16 protein-coding genes are annotated in these 20,584 nt (G+C 62.0%); 8 read left to right on the top strand and 8 right to left on the bottom strand.

Annotated features, from left to right (window positions below; genetic code table 11):
- Positions 1-111 precede the first annotated feature (111 nt).
- Both ACLI1C_RS08175 and ACLI1C_RS08170 read left to right on the top strand, forming a co-directional pair.
- A complete protein-coding gene (locus ACLI1C_RS08175) occupies positions 112-1,092 on the top strand; it encodes a Gfo/Idh/MocA family protein (RefSeq protein WP_411398273.1) in 981 nt (326 codons plus the stop codon).
- Positions 1,093-1,133: 41 nt separating this feature from the next.
- Positions 1,134-1,790 (top strand): GntR family transcriptional regulator, encoded by a 657-nt coding sequence (locus ACLI1C_RS08170; protein WP_411396374.1) that lies wholly within the window; start codon positions 1,134-1,136, stop codon positions 1,788-1,790.
- Positions 1,791-1,830: 40 nt separating this feature from the next.
- Here ACLI1C_RS08170 and ACLI1C_RS08165 read toward each other — a convergent pair whose 3' ends face one another.
- Positions 1,831-3,432, bottom strand: a complete 1,602-nt coding sequence (locus ACLI1C_RS08165; RefSeq protein ID WP_411396373.1) for a GH39 family glycosyl hydrolase — start codon at positions 3,430-3,432, stop codon at positions 1,831-1,833.
- A 327-nt stretch (positions 3,433-3,759) separates the two neighbouring features.
- Between ACLI1C_RS08165 and ACLI1C_RS08160 the strand changes: the two genes are divergently transcribed.
- The 5 genes from ACLI1C_RS08160 (at position 3,760) to ACLI1C_RS08140 (ending at position 9,486) form a co-directional block, all read left to right on the top strand.
- Complete coding sequence (locus ACLI1C_RS08160) at positions 3,760-5,667, top strand: ABC transporter substrate-binding protein (protein WP_411396372.1); 1,908 nt, start codon at positions 3,760-3,762, stop codon at positions 5,665-5,667.
- A gap of 69 nt (positions 5,668-5,736) precedes the next feature.
- Complete coding sequence (locus ACLI1C_RS08155; RefSeq protein ID WP_411396371.1) at positions 5,737-6,741, top strand: ABC transporter permease; 1,005 nt, start codon at positions 5,737-5,739, stop codon at positions 6,739-6,741.
- A gap of 2 nt (positions 6,742-6,743) precedes the next feature.
- Entirely contained in the window at positions 6,744-7,601 is an 858-nt protein-coding gene (locus ACLI1C_RS08150) for an ABC transporter permease (RefSeq protein ID WP_411396370.1), read from the top strand.
- 2 nt (positions 7,602-7,603) lie between these two features.
- Entirely contained in the window at positions 7,604-8,626 is a 1,023-nt protein-coding gene (locus tag ACLI1C_RS08145; RefSeq protein WP_411396369.1) for an ABC transporter ATP-binding protein, read from the top strand.
- Positions 8,623-9,486 (top strand): ABC transporter ATP-binding protein, encoded by an 864-nt coding sequence (locus tag ACLI1C_RS08140; protein ID WP_411396368.1) that lies wholly within the window; start codon positions 8,623-8,625, stop codon positions 9,484-9,486. Before ACLI1C_RS08145 ends, ACLI1C_RS08140 begins: the two co-directional genes overlap by 4 nt.
- 22 nt (positions 9,487-9,508) lie before the next feature.
- Here ACLI1C_RS08140 and ACLI1C_RS08135 read toward each other — a convergent pair whose 3' ends face one another.
- The 5 genes from ACLI1C_RS08135 to ACLI1C_RS08115 all read right to left on the bottom strand — a co-directional run bounded on the left by ACLI1C_RS08135 (position 9,509) and on the right by ACLI1C_RS08115 (position 16,651).
- Positions 9,509-10,390, bottom strand: coding sequence for a carbohydrate ABC transporter permease (locus ACLI1C_RS08135; protein WP_411396367.1), 882 nt, complete (start codon positions 10,388-10,390; stop codon positions 9,509-9,511).
- Positions 10,387-11,268 carry a carbohydrate ABC transporter permease gene (locus tag ACLI1C_RS08130; RefSeq protein WP_411396366.1) on the bottom strand — a complete coding sequence of 294 codons (882 nt, stop codon included), beginning with the start codon at positions 11,266-11,268 and terminating at the stop codon, positions 10,387-10,389. The genes ACLI1C_RS08135 and ACLI1C_RS08130 overlap by 4 nt, the downstream gene beginning before the upstream one ends.
- Before the next feature lie 66 nt (positions 11,269-11,334).
- The gene (locus ACLI1C_RS08125) at positions 11,335-12,609 is read right to left on the bottom strand and encodes an ABC transporter substrate-binding protein (RefSeq protein WP_411396365.1); all 1,275 of its coding nucleotides are present in this window, start codon (positions 12,607-12,609) and stop codon (positions 11,335-11,337) included.
- Positions 12,610-12,702: 93 nt separating this feature from the next.
- On the bottom strand, positions 12,703-13,782 hold the full coding sequence (locus ACLI1C_RS08120) for an ABC transporter ATP-binding protein (RefSeq protein ID WP_411396364.1): 1,080 nt from the start codon (positions 13,780-13,782) through the stop codon (positions 12,703-12,705).
- 100 nt (positions 13,783-13,882) lie between these two features.
- Positions 13,883-16,651, bottom strand: a complete 2,769-nt coding sequence (locus ACLI1C_RS08115) for a glycoside hydrolase family 2 protein (protein WP_411396363.1) — start codon at positions 16,649-16,651, stop codon at positions 13,883-13,885.
- 160 nt (positions 16,652-16,811) lie between these two features.
- On the opposite strand from ACLI1C_RS08115, the gene ACLI1C_RS08110 reads away from it, so the two are divergent.
- Positions 16,812-17,834 carry a LacI family DNA-binding transcriptional regulator gene (locus ACLI1C_RS08110; protein ID WP_411396362.1) on the top strand — a complete coding sequence of 341 codons (1,023 nt, stop codon included), beginning with the start codon at positions 16,812-16,814 and terminating at the stop codon, positions 17,832-17,834.
- On the opposite strand, the gene ACLI1C_RS08105 is transcribed toward ACLI1C_RS08110, so the two are convergent.
- Together ACLI1C_RS08105 and ACLI1C_RS08100 are read right to left on the bottom strand one after the other, a co-directional pair.
- Positions 17,831-18,829: a LacI family DNA-binding transcriptional regulator gene (locus ACLI1C_RS08105; RefSeq protein WP_411396361.1), complete on the bottom strand. Its 999-nt coding sequence runs from the start codon at positions 18,827-18,829 to the stop codon at positions 17,831-17,833. The two genes, ACLI1C_RS08110 and ACLI1C_RS08105, sit on opposite strands and share 4 nt — an antisense overlap.
- 260 nt (positions 18,830-19,089) lie before the next feature.
- Positions 19,090-20,373 (bottom strand): GGDEF domain-containing protein, encoded by a 1,284-nt coding sequence (locus ACLI1C_RS08100; RefSeq protein WP_411396360.1) that lies wholly within the window; start codon positions 20,371-20,373, stop codon positions 19,090-19,092.
- Positions 20,374-20,584 lie beyond the last annotated feature (211 nt).

Here is a 20,584-nt window from a genome sequence, read left to right as displayed (position 1 = left end):
CGCATCTACGGTTAAAATCAGCCAAATGGCTCGCTCATCCTGTGACAGAACCGTCTGCAGCAAGCCGTTTCATTATTGACAAAGTGGCGTGAGGTGGACGTGCGGATCGGAATGGTTGGAGCAGGTTGGGTTACGCAGTATCATCTGCCTGCATGGCGCCTGGTGCCGGGAGTCGAGGTGGTCGCCATTTGTGACCCCGAGCCTGCAGCCCTGTCGCAACGCGCCGATGCCTTTGCCATCCCGCAGCGCTTCGCCACCCTCCACGATATGCTCGACCATGCCCAACTGGATGCGCTCGACATCGCCTCGCCCCGGCAGTTCCACGCCGCCCATGTCCGCGCAGGCGCGGCGCGGGGTCTGCCACTTTTGTGCCAGAAGCCGCTGGGCGTCGATCTGACTGAGGCCGAGGCGCTGGTGGACGAGATTGCCGTCCCCTTCATGGTCCACGAGAACTGGCGCTTTCGTCCGTACTACCGGGAGCTCAAGGCCTGGCTCGAGGCAGGCCTCGTCGGTGAGATAACCGCCATTCGACTCGATTTTCATTCGAGCGGCATGATTACCGGCGCCGATGGCCAGCGCCCTGCCCTGGTGCGTCAACCATTCTTCCGCCACGAACCGCGGCTGCTGGTCATGGAGGTCTTGATCCATCACCTTGATACGCTGCGCTTCCTCTTTGGCGAGCTCGACCTCGGTAGCGCGGTTCTCGCCCGAAGCAACGCCGATATCATTGGCGAGGACAGCGCCATCCTGGGCCTGGCGCGCCGTTCCGATGGCGTGCCTTTGCAGGTTTCGGGCAATCTGGCAGTACACGGCGCGCCGCCGACCCCCGCGGACCAGCTCTGGATCTGGGGCGCCAGGGGCACCATTCATCTCGACGGCGCAACGTTGCGCTTGCTCGGGCCGCAACCCCGCGAGATCGCTTTCGATCCCGCCAGCAGCTATCAGGCAGCCTATAATGGAGCGATCGCCCATTTCGTGCAGCGCCTGGCTACAGGCGCCCCGTTCGAAACTGCCGCGACCGACAATCTAGAAACGCTTCGCCTGGTTGAAGCCGCTTACCGGATCAGCGGATTTCAACCCGCACTCGTTTGATGCTAGAGCAGACAATCAGGGACGGGCCGAGACCGACTGCCATGTATGACCAGATCAAGGATACCGAGCTCGACGACGTCAAGATCGTGCGAGCGCTCGAGGAGGATATCATCTTCGGGCGGCTGGCGCCGGGTGCGCGCCTCACTGAGGATTCCCTGCTCGGCCGCTTTCCGGTCACACGCCATTTCGTGCGGCAGGCGCTTGTGCAGCTCGAGCAGATGGGAGTCATCATCCGCGAGCGCAACAAGGGCGCCATGGTCCGCTCGCTGACCCCCGATGAAGTTCGCCAGATTTATGACGTGCGCGAGCTGGTGCAACGCCAGGCCGCCTTGATGATTCCGCTGCCGGCCCAGCAACCCCTGATCGACCAGCTGCTAGCCATCCATGAGGAGCACGGCGCCCATATCGAGAGCGGATATCTGCGCGGCGTCCACGAAACCAATGACAGGTTCCACCTGACCCTCTTTGGCGCTTCGGGCAACAAATACCTGGTCCAGACCATCGAGCTCTACATGCGCTACAGTCTGCCGGTGCGCGCCAATTCGATGTCCGATCGCGCATCGCTGGACATTTCGCACAGCCAGCACAAGCTGATGATCGACATGCTCTCGGGCCGCGACAATTGGCTGTTGTCGCAGCTCTGCGTCGATCATCTCCAACCGTCCAAGCACCGCTACCTCGGCCTGGTGGGGAGCTGACCGCGCTCCAAAGGGAGCAGGAGCGCGGCCAGGTTTCGCATCAATAGTCGATGCGGAGCAGTGACACGCCCTGCCGCGGCAGGTGCGTGGAGAGCGTGGCGGAGCCATCGGTGGCGTCCACGCTGATGGTTTCGAGCGTCGCCAACTGGCCAGCCGCTTCGAGCTTCTTGAAATTCTCGCCACTGACCTCCTGTGGCGATCCCATCGCCTTCCAGACGCCAAAGGCATTGGAATGGTCCTTGTCCATTCGATAATGCGTCAGCTTGTGTTTGCCTGGCCGCAGGTTGCTGAGCGCAATGCTGACATTGGCCGCTCCGTCTTCCACGTCATCGTCGTGATAGTTCCACACCAGGACACTGATTCCGTCAGCATCGCGGGTTGCCACGGCATTGACGTCGGGCTGATCGCGAACCCCGTGCTCCATTATCGTATCAATATCCACCGCATGGTCGCTCGTGGTTGTGACCCACTCGCCCTTCAGCTTGCCCAGCATGCGGAAGCCGTTCAGCACGGCCTTGTCCACGCCATTGGTGGCCAGATCGCGGAAGCCGTCGAACCAGGGCTGTTCCTCGAACAGGAACGCCCATGTCACCGCACCCTCGATCTCGATCCCTGCCCGCTGCGACAGCTCGTAGGTGCGGATCATGCTTTCGACCACATAGGCGCCATAGAGCGGCCCGTTGCGATAGCCGTTCTGCGGGTGCACCCGCGCCGAGCAGGCCGCGCAGCCTTCGGGATCGGACTCACCGATAACCGTGGGCAGGTGCCGCAAGGTCGGGAATTCGTTGACGATGGCGAGATTCGCCTCGATGTCCCGGAGCTGCTTGTGCAAACCCATCCGGACGTGATCCTTCCAGATCACCGGATTGCCTTTGGCGTGAAAGGCGATGAAGTCGATCGGCGAATTGTTGTCGACCACATGCTGCAGGAATTCGCGCAGGAAAGCCTGAGCCTTGGGATTGTTGAAGGCCCCACAGGTATGGGGGCCACCGACGCGCGCGCCGGGTAGCGCTGCCTTGATGGCCTTTGCCGTCACGTCATACATGGCGCAGAATTCAGGCACCGTCCCTTTCCAGTAGTGCCCGTCTGGCTCGTTCCACACCTCCCACGGCCATGACAGGACGTTTTCCTCGCCATAGCGATCCGCAAGATGCCGGGCCCAGGCATGGATCAGGTCAGCCCATTTCTTGAGATCGTTCGGCGGCGACGCCCAGCCGGTCATGATGGTGACGTAACGATCTTCCAGGGACCAATTGTGCCGGTAGGGACCGGGATCGCTCGATAGGGCCTCGGGGGTGAAACCCACCTGGATCAGCGGGATATTGCCCGCCTCGACATAGGCATCGAAGATGCCGTCCATCACCGTCCAGTCATAGACCGGGTTACCTTCTGCATCCTCGGTATAGGCATTGGTCGAGCCCCACTTCAGCGCATATTTGCCATCACCTGACGTCAAGAGGTTGTGCGTACGGATGCGCGGTGGCTCAGGGCTGAGTTCGGTCAGCTCCTTCAGCAGCTTCCTGCCATTGGCCGTGTCAGTGTAGTTGGGCTCATCATAGCCGAACCAGTTCCACAGCGGCCTGTAGGCGCCGCGGCTGGCGCCCGCGTCCACAGCAATATGGACCTCATAGCTCTCGGTCATGTGGTTTCTCCACCCTTCGATTGTTGGAAGCAGATGGGCGCACGGGCCCGGATCGTCGATAGCAACCTATCCGCAGCCGCACTTTTGTCAATAATACTAAGCACCCAGGGCTCATCTTCCGCCAAATTCTGGGGTTAAGTTGCCAATCTGATCTATCTTTGTCGATAATCCTGTTGCCCTTGGATAAAAAATTGTCGATAAAGACGTCGGGTTGGCCTGCGGGAGGATTAGCGCTGGGCCAAGCCTCGACGAGGGAGCGACGATTCGTGGGCGGGATATTGCCCTGTCGATCGCCGCCCGCTTTTGCGGGCATCAGGAGGAACGACCATGCAATTGAAGAAGCTCGCCGCAGCCGCCATGGCCATCGCCGCGCTGGTGGTGCCGGTTGCTGCGCAGGAATTTATCGCGGGCATCCCCCGCAACGAAGCCCTGATCATCCAGGGCCCGGCAGCTCAGAATGCCGAATGGTTCAACCTGTGGGCACCCGGCGGCGGCGCCAGCAATAATGGCCTGCAGCAGCTGACGGCCGACACGTTCTGGTTCATCAACCCCGAAGGCACGGGCGACGCCGCCTGGACCAACGCGCTGGCCAGCGACCGACCTGTCTACAACGACGACTTCACGCAGATGACCGTCACGCTCAAGGAAGGCATCTTCTGGAGCGACGGCGTTGAATTCACTGCCGATGACGTGGTCTATACCGTCCAGACCCAGATCGAGCATCCCGGCATGGGTTGGAGCGCCCCGTTCACCGTCAACGTCGACAGCGTTGAAGCACCCGACCGCAACACGGTCGTGTTCAACCTGAAAGCGCCCAATTCCCGCTTCCACACGCTCTTCACCGTGCGCTGGAACGCCGCCTGGATCATGCCCAAGCATGTGTTCGAGACGGTCGACGACCCGCTGACCTACAATGCCAATCCGCCGGTCTCGCTATCGGCCTATGTACTGCACAGCTATGACACCGCCGGAAACTGGGTGATCTGGAAGCTGCGCGATGACTGGCAGCGCACCTCCATCGGCATGGAGCTCGATGCCGAGCCCCAGGTCAAGTACGTGGTCTATCGCAATGCGGGCAACCCGGACGCCCGCGTCATCGAGCAGCTGAACCACAATCTTGATGTGATCAACGACATCGCACCCGAAGGCATGTTTACCATCGCCCGCGATGCCGCCGACACCACGGCGACATGGTTCCCCGGCTTCCCCTTCGCCCATCCCGATCCGACGCTGCCGTCGGTGCTGTTCAACCATCAGCGCGAACCGTTCGAGAACAAGGACGTACGCTGGGCTCTGGCCATGCTGATCGATATCCGTGCGGTTGCCATGGGCTCCTATCGCGGCGCAGCCAATCTGGCCGCTCTGTCGACCCCACCAACCGGCACCGCCGTCACCGACTACTATGTCCCCATGCAGGATTGGCTCACGAGCTTTGAGCTGAACACCGGCACAAGGACCATCAAGCCCTACGATCCCACCGTCTCCGAGCAGATCGCCGCGTTGGTCAAACCCCAGTGGGGCGATCAGATCCCGGCCGACCCCGACCAGCTCAAGGCCATGTTCGGTCATGGCTGGTGGAAAACGGACGCTACAGCAGCGGCTGAACTGCTGCAGAAGGCCGGCTTCACCAAGAATGGCAATCAGTGGCTTAAGCCCGATGGCACACCGTTCACCATCAAGCTGATGGTTGAAGGCGACGCCATTCCGACACTCGCCCGAGCCGGCACCATCATCGCCCAGCAGTGGTCGATGGAAGGCATCCAGACCACGGTCGACGTCGCTGGCCCCACCAATGGCCAGCGCCTGGGTGGCGGTGATTTCGATGTCGCCATCTACTGGACCGTCGAGACCTGGGGCGGCCATCCCGACCTCAGCTTCTTCCTTGAGAGCTATCACTCCAGCTTCATCAAGCCGGCCGGCGAGATCCAGCCGCCGCGCAACTTGACCCGCTGGCAGGACGAACGGCTCGACGCCATCATCGAAGCCAACCGCACGGTGAGCTTCGACGCGCCGGAAGTCGCCCAGCTCGGCATGGACTACCTCAAGCTGGCCGTGGAGGAGATGCCCTTCATTCCGCTGATGGCCTACAACAAGTTCGCGCCGTTCGACACCACCTACTGGACAGGTTATCCGAGCGCCGCCGACCCCTACTCCGCCTCCGGTCCGTTCTGGTCCAACCTGCGCTACATGGTGGTGCAGCTTGAGGCCAATCCGAACGCGCCCGCCGCACAATAATCCACACAAGGGGCGGAACCGCCTGGCTCCGCCCCTTGCCGCATTACCGTATTCGAGAGTGGATTGAAGATGAACGGCTTCGCCAAATATCTCGTCCAGCGGCTCTTCCAGTTCTTCCTCGTGATTTTCCTGGGCGTGTCTCTGGCCTTTCTCATCACCAATCTCTCTCCGGTGGATCCGGTGGAGCAGTCGGTTGCATTGATGACCAATTTCGGCGCCACCGATCCGCGCGCCGTGGAGTTGATGCGCGAAGCACTGGCAGAGCTCTACGGCCTGCAGGGGACAGTCCTCGACCAATACTTGTCCTTCTGGGGTCGCGTCATCCGCGGCGATTTCGGCCCCTCTCTTTCGGCCTTCCCCACGCCGGTCATGTCGCTCATCATGAGCGCCCTGCCCTGGACCATCGGCCTGCTGACGCTGGCGCTGGCCATCTCCTGGTCGCTCGGCAACCTGCTCGGCGCGCTCGCAGGCTATTATCGCTCCAACCTGTTGCTGCGCCTCTCGGGAGCCGCCGTCATGGCTCTTCATCCAGTGCCGGCCTACATCATCGGTCTGGTCTTGCTGCTGCTGCTTGGCTTCATCTGGCCGGTCCTGCCTATTTCGGGCGGCGCGCAGATGAACCTGCAGCCCGGTTTCACCATCGACTACATCTATTCACTCATCCTGCATGGCACATTGCCAGCGCTGACCTTGGTGCTGGTGGGTATCGGCAGCTGGTTCATCTCCATGCGTTCACTGGTCTCCAACATCGTTACCGATGACCATGTGGTCTATGCCGAGCTGGGGGGCGTCTCCTCGGGCAAGATCTTCTCGCAATATGTGGCACGCAACGCGCTGCTGCCGCAGCTCACCGGCCTTGCCCTCAGCCTCGGCAACGTCTTCGGCGGCGCTGTGATCACCGAGTTTCTGTTCAACTATCCCGGCGTCGGGCGTCTGCTGATCCAGGGCATCTATCGCGGCGACTACTCTCTGGTGCTGGGCGTCACCACCATGTCGATCATCGCCGTCGCCGTGGCCGTATTCATCATCGATCTGCTCTACCCGCTCATCGATCCGCGCGTGAGGCTTGGCTGACCATGTTCAAAGTCCTGATCGACCTGCTGCGCTATAACCGGGAATTTGCCATCGGCTTCGTGCTGACAGCGGGAATATTCCTCTTCGCTTTGGCCCATTTCTGGGCGCCGCTACCGGACACCGCCATCTATCTGCTACCGCCCGATATGCCGCCCTCGACCGAATACTGGTTTGGCACCACCTCGCGCGGGCAGGATGTGTTGTGGCAAATGAGTTCGGCCATCTGGAACACCATGCTGTTCGGCCTCACCGTGACCATCATCAGCCGGATCCTGGCCGTCGCCGTGGGCATGGTTTCCGGCTATCTGGGCGGTCGTTGGGACCAGGCCATGATGACGATCAACGACACCATGATCGCCCTGCCCAATATCCCGATCCTGCTGCTGGTCTATTTCGTCATGCGCGACAGCATGAGCTGGCCCATCCTGGCGCTGACCGCAGCCCTGCTCGGCTGGAACTACGATGCCCGCCTCATCCGCTCGGTCACGCTCAGCCTGCGTAACCGCGAATTCACCCGTCATGCCGTCTTTGCCGGCATGAGCGTGCCACAGATCCTGGTGCGCCAGCACCTGCCCTATGTGATGCCGGTCATCTTCTTCACCGCCATGAACAACCTCATCTGGGCCATCGGCCTCGAGGTCACCCTTTCGGTGCTTGGCTTCTCGGATATCAACCGCCCCACCATCGGCGGCATGATCTACTGGGCCAATCAGCACCAGGCCATCATTGCGGGTATCTGGTGGTGGATCGCTTTCCCCATAGGCGCCATCGTGCTGCTGTTCCTTGGGCTCTTCCTGCTTGCCATCTCGGTCAACGAATATATCGACCCGCGCAGCCGCCTCAGCCGGATGGGAGCTTGAACATGCTCGACGCCCTTGCAACACCGTCCGAAACCAGGACGCGGCCGATCCTCGAGGTCAAAGGCCTCAAGGCCTATTACCAGATGAACTATTTCGGTGTTCAGCGTGAAGTGCGCGCGGTCGACGATGTGACGATGACCATTCGTCGCGGCGAGATCTACGGCATTGCCGGGGAATCCTCGTCGGGCAAGTCATCCCTGATCAAGACCATTGCCGGCGCCATCAGGCCGCCGCTGCGCGTGGTGGAGGGGTCGGTCAAGTTCGATTTCGGTGGCAAGACACTGGACGTCTACGCCGACCCCGCCCGCATGAAGGCAGCACGCTGGCAGCACCTGAGCTATATCATGCAAGGCTCAATGAACGTGCTGAACCCCGTCCGCAAGGTCAAGCATGCCTTCCACGACTTTGCCTACAAGCATATGAGCCTGGGGGAAGGCGATTTCCGCCAACGACTTGTCAGCCATCTGGAGCGCATCGGCCTCGATCCGCGCGTACTCGAGTCCTATCCACATCAGCTCTCCGGCGGCATGCGACAGCGCCTGACCATCGCCCTCGCGACCGTCTGCGAACCCGAATTCATCATCGCGGATGAGCCGACCACCGCGCTCGACGTGCTGGTGCAGCAGGATGTGCTGGCACTGATCAAGGACGTGCAACGCCGCATGGGCTCGTCGATCATTTTCGTGACGCACGACATGACCGTGCATGCGGCCATCGCCGACCGCATCGGCATCGTCTATGCCGGGCGACTGGTGGAAGAAGGGCCCACGCTCGATGTTTTCCAGCAGCCGCAGCACCCCTATACTGCCCATCTCATCGCCAGCCTGCCTCGCATCGGCGACCTGCGCAAACGCAAGGCGCTGCCTGGCAAGCCGCCCAATCTTTCCGAGCCGCCGAGCGGGTGCCGGTTTCATCCTCGCTGCCCTCTCGCCATCGACATCTGCAAGACCGAGAACCCGCCGCTCGAAACCCGCGGCACGGGCCGTGTGGCCTGCTGGCGCGCCGGGGAGGTGGAGGCCGCATGACTCCGCTTCTTGAACTCAACGGCGTGAACAAGGACTATTCGATCGGGGGCTTTCTCGATCGGTCGACCCTGCATGCCGTCAAGGATGTCAGCTTCAAGCTTGAGTCCGACAAGCCCGAGATCTTTACCATCGTGGGGGAATCCGGATCTGGCAAGACCACCACCGCCCGCATGATCCTTGGCAATGAAACACCCACCAGCGGCACCCTGCGCTTCATGGGGCAGGATATCGCGGCCATCCGCAGCCGCGCCGATCGGCTGAAATTCATGGCCCGGGCCCAGCCGATTTTTCAGAACCCGTTTGAGGCGTTCAACCCGCTGACCACGCTGGATTATTACCTGTTTTCCACGGCGCGGCGGTTTCTTGGACTGAAGAGCCGCGCCGAGGTCGAAGCGGCAGCAGACCGATCGCTCCAGCATGTGGGCCTATCGCTCACCGAGGTTCGAGGCCGCTATTCCCATGAATTGTCCGGTGGGCAACTGCAACGTATCGCTGTGGCCCGCGCGCTCATTCCAGGGCCCAAGCTGATTGTGGCCGACGAGCCGGTTTCTATGGTCGATGCGTCGCTGCGCATGTCCATCGTCAACCTGTTTCGCGATCTGCGTGACAACCTGGGGGTGTCGATCATCTATATCACCCACGACCTTTCGACTGCCTTCTACATTTCGGATCGGGTGATCATCATGTATCGGGGCGAAGTAGTGGAAAGCGGGGACGCAAAAACCGTGCTGGGCAGCCCTACCCATGCCTATTCCAGAGCGCTCCGAAACGCCGTCCTGCCACCCGACCCCATCGCAGCGCGGGCCATCATCGAAGCCAAGTTGGCCGATGCCAACTTGGCGGGACCGGCCGAAGCTTAGGTGGCCGCTCCAGCGGGCCGCATCAACCCTTGACCCCGGCCGACAGCATGATTGCCTGGGTCACGCGCCGCTGGAAGATGAGATAGACGATGGCGACTGGCAGGCCCGCCACGACCGCCGAGGCCATGAGCTTGCCATAGACGATGCCATAGGCGTCCTTGACCTGGGTAATACCCACCGGAACCGTCATGGTCGCCTCCCCGGTGGCCGCCAGGAACGGCCACAGGAAGCTGTTCCATGCGCCGATGAAGGTGATGATCGCTAGCGCGGCCGTTACGCCCCAGTTCATGGGCAGGTAGATGCGGAACAGTATCTTGAAGTGGCCGGCAGAATCCATCTGCGCCGCTTCACGGAACTCCTTGGGCACGCTGTCGAAGAACTGCTTGTAGACGATGATGACCACCGGCACGATCAGTTGCGGCAGGATGATGCCCGCCCATGTATTGAGCAGCTTGAACTGCGCCATCAGCACGAAATGGTTCACGATCAGGGCCTGCATCGGCACCATGAAGCATGCCAGGATCAGCACATAGATGATCCGCCGTCCGGGGAAATCGAGCTGGCTCAACGCATAGGCGCAGCCGGCCGAACTCACGATCACCAGCGCCGTTATGACAATGGAGGTGACGAACGAATTGATGTACCAGGTCGCGATATTGGTGTTGTTCCAGATGTGGATATAGCTGTCGAACACGAACCGTCCGGGCCACAGCGAGTTGCTGCCCGAGATCACCTCGCCGTCCGGCTTCACCGAGGTGATAATGGCCCAGTAGATCGGGAAGAACGAGGCCAGGGCGACCAGCAAAGTGAGTGCGGTCAGCACGATGCCAATGAGATCGAGCGGCCGATCACGACGGCTGCCGGTTGTCACGGCCTGGCTGCGGGGAAGAGCTTCGGCGGTCATTTGTCACCTCGTACGCGCAGCACCTGGTATTGCAGCACCGACAGGATCACGATCATGCCGAACAGCAGCACCGAGGCCGTGGCCGCCTCTCCGCCCTTGTTCTGCTGAAAGGCGAGCTTGTAGACATACTGCACCAGCGTGATGGTCGCGTCCTGACGCCCCCCGATCGAGAACAGGTAGACCTGGTCGAATATCTTGAGCTGGGCGATGAGCTGAATGGTCAGCACCAGGGCCGTCACCGGCCAGATCAGCGGCCAGGTGATGCGTGTGAACTGCCGCCAGCGGCCGGCGCTGTCGAGCTGCGCCGCTTCGTAAATCTCGGGCGAAACGTTGCGCAGACCGGCAATGAACAACAGGATATTGAAGCCCATCGTCCACCAGACGGTGACGAAGGCCACTGTCGGCATGAAGGCAGGAATGGTGCGTGTCAGCGACATTGGCTCGCCGCCGTTGAACGGCCGAACGAACACCTGCGCCAGCCCATACTGCACGTCGATGATCCAGTTCCAGGCCAGGAACACTACCGACACCGGCAGGATATAGGGCAGGAAGAAGCAGGCCAGAACGAAGCCCTGCACCCAGCCGTTGTGCCGGTTCACCGCCATGGCGATGAGCAGCGAGACCAGCGTATTGGGAATGACCGTCAGGAGCACGAAATAGGCCGTGTTCCAGAACGCGGAATGAAACAGCTTGTGACTGAGGATCTTGACGTAATTGTCGATGCCGACCCAGTCACCCGACCCGATCAGCGGCGCCTTGGTGAAGCTCAGCATCACCATCTGGATGGTCGGCCAGACAAACAGGCCACCATAGATGAGCACGAAGGGCCCAACCAGAACCAGCGCCGTCAGCCATTCTTGCCGTCTGTCCCGGAGCATCGCCATACCTCCTCGTATCGCGTCAAAAAGTGGCCGGCGCCCCGAGGGGCACCGGCCGTTAGTCCGCTAGAGCTGACCGTTGAGGTCGTCGCGCATCTGCACGGCAGCGTCGGCGGGGGCGATTTCACCGGTGGTGGCTGGATTGACGTAGTTGCTCCAGGCATCGCCCAGCGGGGCGGCAGGACCGGCCAGGATGGTGCGCGGATCGAACACGGCCGTATCGGCAAAGCCGGCATAGTCCGACTGCGGCTTCAGTGCCTGGAATTCGGCGCTGTCACGCACGGCGTTGTAAGCCGGGATATGGCCCGCACCGGCCCAGTCCAGCGAATGCTGGTCCATCCATGCGATGACCTTCATCACCGCAGCGCGCTTGTCAGCATCGGCCTCCTTGCCGGCATTTGCCGGGACGACGAAGGCGTGCGAGTCAGACCAGGCTGCTTTGGTTTCGAATAGCGTCGGCAGTTCGACCGCTCCCCATTCGAACAGCTCGCCTTTGGCGTGGAGATCCACAAAGGTCGGGATTTCCCAGTTGCCCATGATGAAGAACGGCGACTGTTGCGAGGTGAACAACGCCAGGGCTGCCGGGCTTTCGACCTGCACAGGCGTGTAGCCGCTATCGACCCAGCCCTTGACGACATCTATGGCGCTGGTGAGCTTGGCAACATCGGCATCGGTCGGGAAGAAGCCGCCAGCCGCTTCGTCGAACATGGTGCCGCCCTGCTGACCGAACAGGCTGTAGATGGTGCGGTAGCGGTCGCCGGTGGGGGTCGAGAGGCCATACTTGCCGTCACCGGTGAACTGGGCCAGCACGGCATTGAAGTTCTCAAGGCCGTCGAGGCCAGTCGGCAGGCCGTCGTCGTCGATCAGACCGGCTTCGGCGAGCATGTCCTTGTTGTAGTAGAGGATCAAGCCATGCTGGTCGAACGGCACGGCATAGCGGGTCCCGTCGACCTTGCCGGCTTCGGATGCGGCAGCGGTAAAGTCGGCATCGGAGATGCCCGCGCCCGACATATCCTCGTCGGTGATCTCGCTCAGCGTGCCGCTATCGACGGCCAGCGGGATGCGCGACAGGTGATAGGTCGCGATATCGGGGCCTTCTCCAATGGCCGCGGAAGTCTGCAGCTTGGTGTAGAAAGGGGTACCCCACTCCAGCGTCGTATTCTCGATGGTGATTTCGCCGGCATGCTCGGTATTGAATGCCTCGATCAGCGCCTTCATGCGTACGCCATCGCCGCCCGCCAGGAAGTCCCACCACACCACGGTCTGCTGCGCCATGGCGCCGGTCGCGAGCGCGAAAAACGCGGTCGAAGCCAAAGCAAGGCGACGTAGAGATTTCGTCATTCTTTCCTCCCAAAAAGGTTGCTGCTCTATGCTCGTCAATCGGCTGGTGCGTCGCATTGAGCTTGTAGTCCGCACGGCCGAAACTGGATTTCGTCAGCTCGAGTGGTAGGCGATGCCCTCCGCGTCGAAGATGTGCATCTCGCTGCGCGCGGCAGCGAGCGACACCGTTGCGCCCGGCTCCAGCGCGCTCTTGCCACCATCCTCGGCGACGACAAGGGACCCGTCGGGCAGCCGCACATGCACCAGCGTCCGGTCGCCCAAACGCTCCATGATTTCGACAACTCCCGAGATGGAACCACCCGCGGTGACCTTGAGCGCGTCAGGGCGCACGCCCAGGGTGAGCCCATTGCCCGAAGGCAGGTTCGCAATCGGAATCTCGGTGGCGATGGAAACGCCGCCAGCATTGACCACGGCCTGCCCGTCGCTCTCGGCAATCGAACTGACAGGCAGGAAGTTCATCGCCGGCGAGCCGACGAACGCAGCCACGAAGCGGGAGGCCGGACGTGAATAGACTTCCATCGGCGTCCCAATCTGCTCGATCCTGCGGTTGTTCATCACCACAATGCGGGTCGCCAGGGTCATGGCCTCGGTCTGGTCATGCGTCACGAAGACCATCGTCGTACCGATACGCTGGTGCAGTTGCGCCAGTTCGACGCGGGTACGAACGCGCAGGCTTGCGTCGAGATTGCTCAGCGGCTCGTCCAGCAAAAAGGCCTTGGGTTCGCGCACGATGGCACGTCCGATGGCGACGCGCTGGCGCTGGCCACCCGACAGCTGGCTTGGTCGGCGTTCCAGCAACGCGCCGATCTCGAGCATGCGTGCCGCATCATCGACCCGACGCGCGATCTCGGCTTTGTCGGTGCCGACATTCTGCAGGCCGAAGCTCATGTTCTCCCGCACCGTCATATGCGGATAGAGCGCGTAATTCTGGAACACCATGGCCACGCCGCGCTGATTGGGCGGCAACTGGTCGACCCTGGTGTCCCCGATATGGATCTGCCCCCCATTGACCTCTTCGAGACCCGCGATCATCCGCAGCAAGGTGGACTTGCCGCAGCCCGATGGACCCAGGAAGACGATGAACTCGCCGGACTTGATGTGCATGGAGACGCTATCGAGCACCTGCACCTGCCCATAGGACTTGCTGACGTCGGACAGCACGATATCGGCCATGACTTCCTCCTCGTTTTGGCCAGCGCAGCTTTGCTGTCTTCTGGTCCACATCGTCATCCACTCTCGCCCTTGGGGAGAAGGGGAGCACTCCGCTCGGTTCCTAGCGGTCCACCGGCAATTCCACAGTCGCCATCACCAGTGCGTCGAACAGAGCCGCCGCCACTGGATCGGCGCCCGGCGCTTCGCGCATCAGTCGGAATGTCGTCGCCACGACCCCACCCCGGCCCACGCGCTTCTCGCCGATGATCGCCGCCGGTTTGTGAACCCAGCCCACGACGATGCCGGCATGGACATTGCTGCCGAACTCCCAGGGCCGGAAACCGGTCAGCAGATGATGCGGCACCACGCCTGAGAAGCTGAGATCGAAGATCGGTCCACCCGGAATATTGGCAAACGGACCATCGCGGCGAATCCATGAAAAGCCGGCGATCCAGTCACCGCGCCAGATGGTGCCATCGCGTTCGACCAGGCTGATACCGGGCAGATGCTGGTCGAGACTGGGGCGGAACTTCTTGCCATCGGCCACGATGCTGCGGTGCGGCAGCTCGCCGTCCGGCATGTCGGTGCGCAGGTTCTTGTTTGTCTCCACCGTCCCGTCGGCCAGGATGAGGAAGCGGCCCCCGGCCTTCATGACTTCCACGTCGGCCCCGTCGACGGCATGGCAGAGCACGATATCGGCCTGCTCGGCCGAGACCACGCTATAGCCCAGGCCCCTCGCATAGGTGGCAAGGGCCGCATCGGCGGCGGCGATGGTCGGCAGGGCCGAGGTGTCGCGCCTGGAATAGAGGGCGATGTCGCAGCTATTGCGCGCCACGACATCGCCGCCAGCCTCGAGCGTAAAATCAAGACGTGCCATGCGGCTCTCGCCGGCGGCCGGGAGGTCGATCTTGAGCGCCTGCGGGCTGGTAGTCGAGACAGGGCCGGTCGCGGCAAGGACCACCGAACCGGAAGCGTCCCCCGACCAGCGCAGGGTCGCGCCGTCAGGCAGTGCCTTGCCGCCGGTGGCGATCGTCACTTCGACCGCCAGCGTCTCGCCAGCATAGGCCGAGTAGCGCTCGGGCCGTGGCACGATCACCGTGTCGGTATTGATCTGGGCAAAGACGTCGTGGAACACGCGTGGATTGCGTTCGATGTCCATGAGGCCATTGGCTTCCCAATGGACGTCGGTCAGTTCGGTGATCACATAGCCCATGATCGAGGAATAGCGACGCATCTCCTCGATCTGGTAGCGGAGGTTCATGAACTGGTACCACTGCACGTTTTCGATGAAGCCATCGAACGAGCTGAAGGTGCGGTGCAGGTCGAGCGAGGCGAAGCGCTCCTCGATGCCGTGCGGCAGGGCAACGCCGTCGCCCCACAGCGAACCGGTCTCGAACCAGTCCGGCTCGCTCCCGTCCTCTTCGCGCAGGAGCTTCGGGTCCGGCAGGCCCCAGACGCCAAATTCGGACACGACCAGCGGCTCATCGCCGGTTCGCTCGGCATCGCCGAGTGGCGAAAAGGTCCAGTCGGCGCCACCGGCGAACTGGGCTGTGATGTCATCCCATTCCTGTCGCCGCTCGGGCACCGAGCGATAGTAGTGATAGTCGTTGAGGTCCGTCTTCATATGGAAGTTGGGGAAACAGGCCGAGTTGTCGACCACGAGACGCGTCTTGTCTTCGGCCTTGAGCCAGTCGTAGCTGTCCTTGAGCCACTGCCGGTGCTCGGCATTCTCCATCAGACGCGTGCCCCAATCCTCGTTGATCAGCGTCCAGGCGATGATCGAGGGATGGTTGCGGTCACGCTTGAGAATGCCTTCCATCGTCTCGCGCATGCGCCGAGCCGAGGCGCTGGTGAAGTTGGCGACATTGGGCACTTCGGTCCAGACCAAGAGGCCCAGGCGGTCGGCAACTTCGTAATAGCGCGGGTCGGGCACCTTGATGTGGCAGCGCAGCAGGTTCAGCCCAAGATGCTTGGCCTTGCGCGCCTGGTCTTCCAGGAACTCCAGCGACGGCGGCGTGTAGATGCCATCCGGGTAATAGTCCTGGTCGAGCGCACCACGTATATAGATAGGCTTGCCGTTGAGCAGGATTTGTCCGCCCCTGGCCTCGATGGTGCGGAAGCCGAATGTCTCGATGCGCTTGTCGGTGCCCAGGTTGACCACGAGCGAATAGAGGCTCGGCTCATCCGTCGACCAGAGCCGTGCGTTGGCGACCCTTAGGCTCGCGGCTGCAGATGCCCCGGCCGTGACGCCCGCTTCCGCTACCACATTTCCGCCAGCATCGAGCACCGACAACTGCACCGGCTTGCCGTTTGCGGCGGCAGAAGTGCCAAGCTCAACGTGAGCAACGCCATCGGTACCAGCGGTGATCACGAGGCTTTCGACATGCGCCGGATCCCGCGCTTCGAGTGCCACCGACTGCCACAGCCCGCCAATGCGGCCGTACCAGCTGATCTTGCCATGCGGCACTTCGCCGAACGGATAGTCGGGATAGGCGCGCTGATCGGCCGAAGGCATGGTCACGCGCACTTCGAGTTCGTTGCTCGACTTCAGCGCCGAGGCCGGCAGCACGATTTCGAAGGGCAGGAAGGCGCCCTCATGGCTGCCGATCGCCTGCCCGTTGAGCAGCACTTCGCAGAAATAGCTAACGGCGCCGAACTGCAGCGCCAGCTCCTGGGTGCCCCACCCTTCAGGCAGCGCGAAGCTGCGCTTGTAGACGGCACGGCCGCTCGTATCGACCAGATCGGAGAATTGGGCCTGCCAGGGACCAGGTACATGCGCCTCGCGCCAGGGCCCGTCTTCGTGGCGGAACTGCCAGACGCCATCCAGCGAAAGGCGACGACGCACACCCGAATCGTTGTCGGCAACCTGCACAAGGCTCGCCCGCTCCATCCCTCAGCTCCTCACCAATATTAGTTATATTTTTATCATAGGTCGGTGCAGGCGGACTTGGCAAGGGGCTTATGCGTGGCGCTTGGGGCTGACTGTCTGCTAAACACTTGGGAGCCAAGTGCGGCATTGGATCGAGACATCTGCGAGTCGAGGAAATAGCTTGGAAAAGCGCGCGACAATGGTGGACGTGGCGGAACTGGCCGGCGTCTCTCAGGCCACGGTTTCCCTAGTTCTCAACGGGGTGCCTAACGCCCGCGTGTCCAAGGCCACGCGCCGGCGGGTGCTGGAAGCTGCGGAACAGCTGTCATACCGCCGCGGCAAGGCTCATCCGGTGCCCGAAGGCCGCAAACGCGTCGTCGGCCTCTTCCTCGATGAAGTCTCCACCACGCCCTTCGCGGCGCAGTTCATCGAAGGCGCGCGCGACGAGGCTGCCCTGCAGGACGTTACCGTCGCAATGTTCTGCACCCAGTCCGACCCGGCTCTGGAACAGGCAGCCATCGATCTGCTCGTCTCGCAAAAGACTATCGGCGTCATCTACACAACGCTCATCACCCGCCAAGTGACTGTTCCGGATGCCTTTTCTGAACTCCCGTTGGTTCTGCTCAACTGCTACGAGCGGAAGCTCCGCTTCCCCTCGGTGGTCCCTGGGGACATTGTCGGCGGCTACACCGCCACCCAGGCCCTGCTCCGGGCGGGCCATCGTCGCATCGCTCACATGACCGGCGAGATCTTCGTTGAGGCCGCCGTCGACCGCGAAAAGGGCTTCCGCCAGGCCATGGCCAAGTGGAATGTCCCGGTCGACGAAGACCTCGTCAAACAGGCCGGATGGACCATTCGCGGCGGTCGCGAAACAGCCATCGCCTTGATGTCGCGGCCCAACCCGCCGACAGCAATCTTCTGCTTCAACGACCGTATGGCCATCGGCTGCTACGAAGCAGCCCGCATGCTCGGCCTGTCTGTTCCCCACGACATTTCCATCGTCGGTTTCGACAATGAAGACCTGGCCGCCAACATGGATCCGCCGCTCACCACCATCGTCCTGCCACACGACGAAATGGCCCGCTGGGCTGTTGCCGAATTGCTCGACAGCTATGAAGACGCCGACCACGACGAACGCCTGCAAAAGGTCAAGATCGAGTGTGAGCTTATCGAGCGCAACTCAATTGCGCCGGTGAAGACTTAAACCTTTGGCGCCGCTACCGAATCTCGCTCAATCAGCGGGCATTCCAGCTTTACCAGGGGGTAGCGCCCCTGCCCCGGCACCGACTCCCCAAGCTGCTCGACGATCCACTGCCCCATAGCCCGATGTGGCAGAAGCGAGGTCGTCAGCCGGGGATGTAGATGTCGGGAAATTTCTTCGTCGTCATAACCCACCACGGCCATGTCGCGGGGGATGTGGTAACCGCCCTCTTTGAGCGCCTCATAGCAGCCGATAGCGGTGCGATCATTCTGGCAGAAAATGGCCGTTGGCGGCTCCGGCAGCGCCAGTAATTGCCGCGTGGCGTCATAACCGGCACTGGCTGACCAGTCGCCTTCCACCACCAGCGCGGGATCGAACGGGATATCGGCCGTAGCCAGCGCCCTGCGATAGCCCTTGAGCCGGTCCTGAGCCGCCTCCATCCAGATTTCGCCGGTAATGGTGGCAATGCGCCGATGTCCGCTTTCGATCAGGTGTCGTGTGCTGCGTTGCCCCCCGGCGATTTCACTCGGTACCACAGCGGGATAGGCTTGGCTGGTCGTATAGCAATTAAGCAGGTAGACCGGCATTTCCAGTCCGATCAGCGCCTCCGGGAGCACGACCTCGCGGGTGAATATGGTCATATAGACCAGCGCCGCAACGCGCTGCTCGACAAAGGTCCGGATCAGCTCGGCCTCGAGCTCGACATCATTGTGCGTTTGCGCCACCAGCACGACATCGCCGCCAGCCCGCGCCGCCTGCGTCAGCCCCTCGATCGCCACCATGGCCTCAGGACTAGTCGCCAGCTGGTCGGCGATAAACCCGATCCTTCGACCCCTCGATGCCGGCACCGGCAAGGCCGGCACCGCATAGCCCAGCCGTCGCGCCGCTTCAAAAACCCGCTGCTTGGTCTCGGCGGAAAGCTTGATCCCAGGCGCATGATTCAGGACAAACGACACGGTCGCCTGTGAACACCCCGCCTCGCGCGCCACATCGGTCATAGTCACGCGCCGCCGACCATTCCGCTTTCCGCGAGCAACGAGCGGCTCAATTGTTTCGGCTGACCTGGGCATATCGAATCCGTCTCGAACCAACATTTGCTAATGCACAATCAGGACTATTATCAAGTATTAGCAAATGCGAGTCCAGCGAGCGCGGGCGCTCATCGAACGTGAACCGGAACCGAGCGAAGGATATGATACCGTGGCAAAGTTCGCGATCATGCGATGCAACAGCGTGAAGACGCCGGCTGTCGGGGCAGCTAGACCGCAAATCTCGACAGCGCTTCGGGAGGTGGCTGGGTGGTGGGGTTGAACGCCATCACCCGATTTCGCCCTGCCCGCTTGGCCGCATAGAGAGCCTGATCAGCCTGTCGCTGCAGATGCTCGGGCGTGTGTTCGCCAGAGCCGGTGGTGCCCGCGGCAACGCCGATGCTCACGGTGACGAACGGCGCCACCCGTGAACCGGGGCTGGAGAAGGCGGCCGCCGCTATGGAGCTGCGGATCTGCTCAGCGACCGTGAGTGCTTCGGCATCCGTCACATTGCAGAGCAGGATCATGAATTCCTCGCCGCCGTAGCGGGCGACGCAATCCCGCGTGGATCGCAGGTGATGCCGGATGATGTCGGCCACTTCGCGGAGGCAGCGGTCGCCTTCGGCATGCCCGCGATGGTCGTTTAACGCCTTGAAATCATCGATGTCGCACATCAGGACCGCCACCGTGGAGGCCTCGAGCCAGAGCTTGCCGACCAGTTCGCGCATCCAGCGCCGGTTGGCGACGCCGGTCAGCGGATCGAGCTTGGACAATTCGTCGAGCCGATGGTTCGCCTCCGCCAGTTCGGCCACATGGCGCCGATCGCGCAGTTCGAGCAGGAAGGATTTCTGCGCCAGTATGGTGGCGGTCCGCCGCGCTACGACGGTGGCGCTCACGCCACAGAAATAGAAGAAGAAGCCCGACAGCGCGCTTCGCGCTTCCACAAGCGGATTCTGCAGCTGCAGCAGAAGGTAGAGACTCAGAACAATGGCGGCGAGCGCCACTGTATGACGCATGGGCACCGCGAAGATAATGATCCCGGTGATCGCCGTGAAAACCATGACGTTGAGGAAGCGCTCGTAGAGCTCGCCCCCCGCCGCAACGCCCATCAATCCGATACCGAACAGCATGAAGAGCATCGCTACGGTCAGCGACCCGTGCAGCACGCGAGTTGATCGTCGCTTGCGCCAGACCAGGAAGGCAGCAACGGCGGCAGACAGGACGATCGCCGCAGGCAGCAGCAGCGCGGCGCCGGACGTCTCGGGCAACAGAATCAGGTTCAGCACCAGGGTCAGGGCATCGAGCATCATGACCCAGACCATCCATGATCGGACAATCGTGGAGGCCTGTCGCCAGGTTCGATCCCAGAACGCCTCGGCCACCGCCCCCTTGAGCCGGATGTTGCGGGTACGACCGGAGAGCAGCCGTTCGACCTCTTCCATGATCGCCGGATCCCGGACATAGGCATCCAATGCGCTGGCCGTCGCGACAGAAGTGGGCGACTGGTCGGTCATCGCGCAGGTCCGCGCCACCCCGAGGACAGGGTCTGCCCAAATGAGGGCGTAGCCAGCCGATCGCCGGCCATAGCCATCGGCGCGCCCGACACAATGCGCTTGCACATTTGTGACCCTCCCAGGAGTTCTTGGTGTTTGACGCTGGGAGAGGTTTGGGCCGCGCCGGCCTAGCAAAGCCTTAACATAACCGCCAATGTTGGAGGCAGGGTTT

Source organism: Devosia sp. XGJD_8, from assembly GCF_046614475.1.
In the GTDB taxonomy this organism is placed as follows: Bacteria; Pseudomonadota; Alphaproteobacteria; order Rhizobiales; family Devosiaceae; genus Devosia.
Note: the sequence above shows the minus strand (reverse complement) of the source record. Positions and strands in the feature narration are given on the sequence as shown.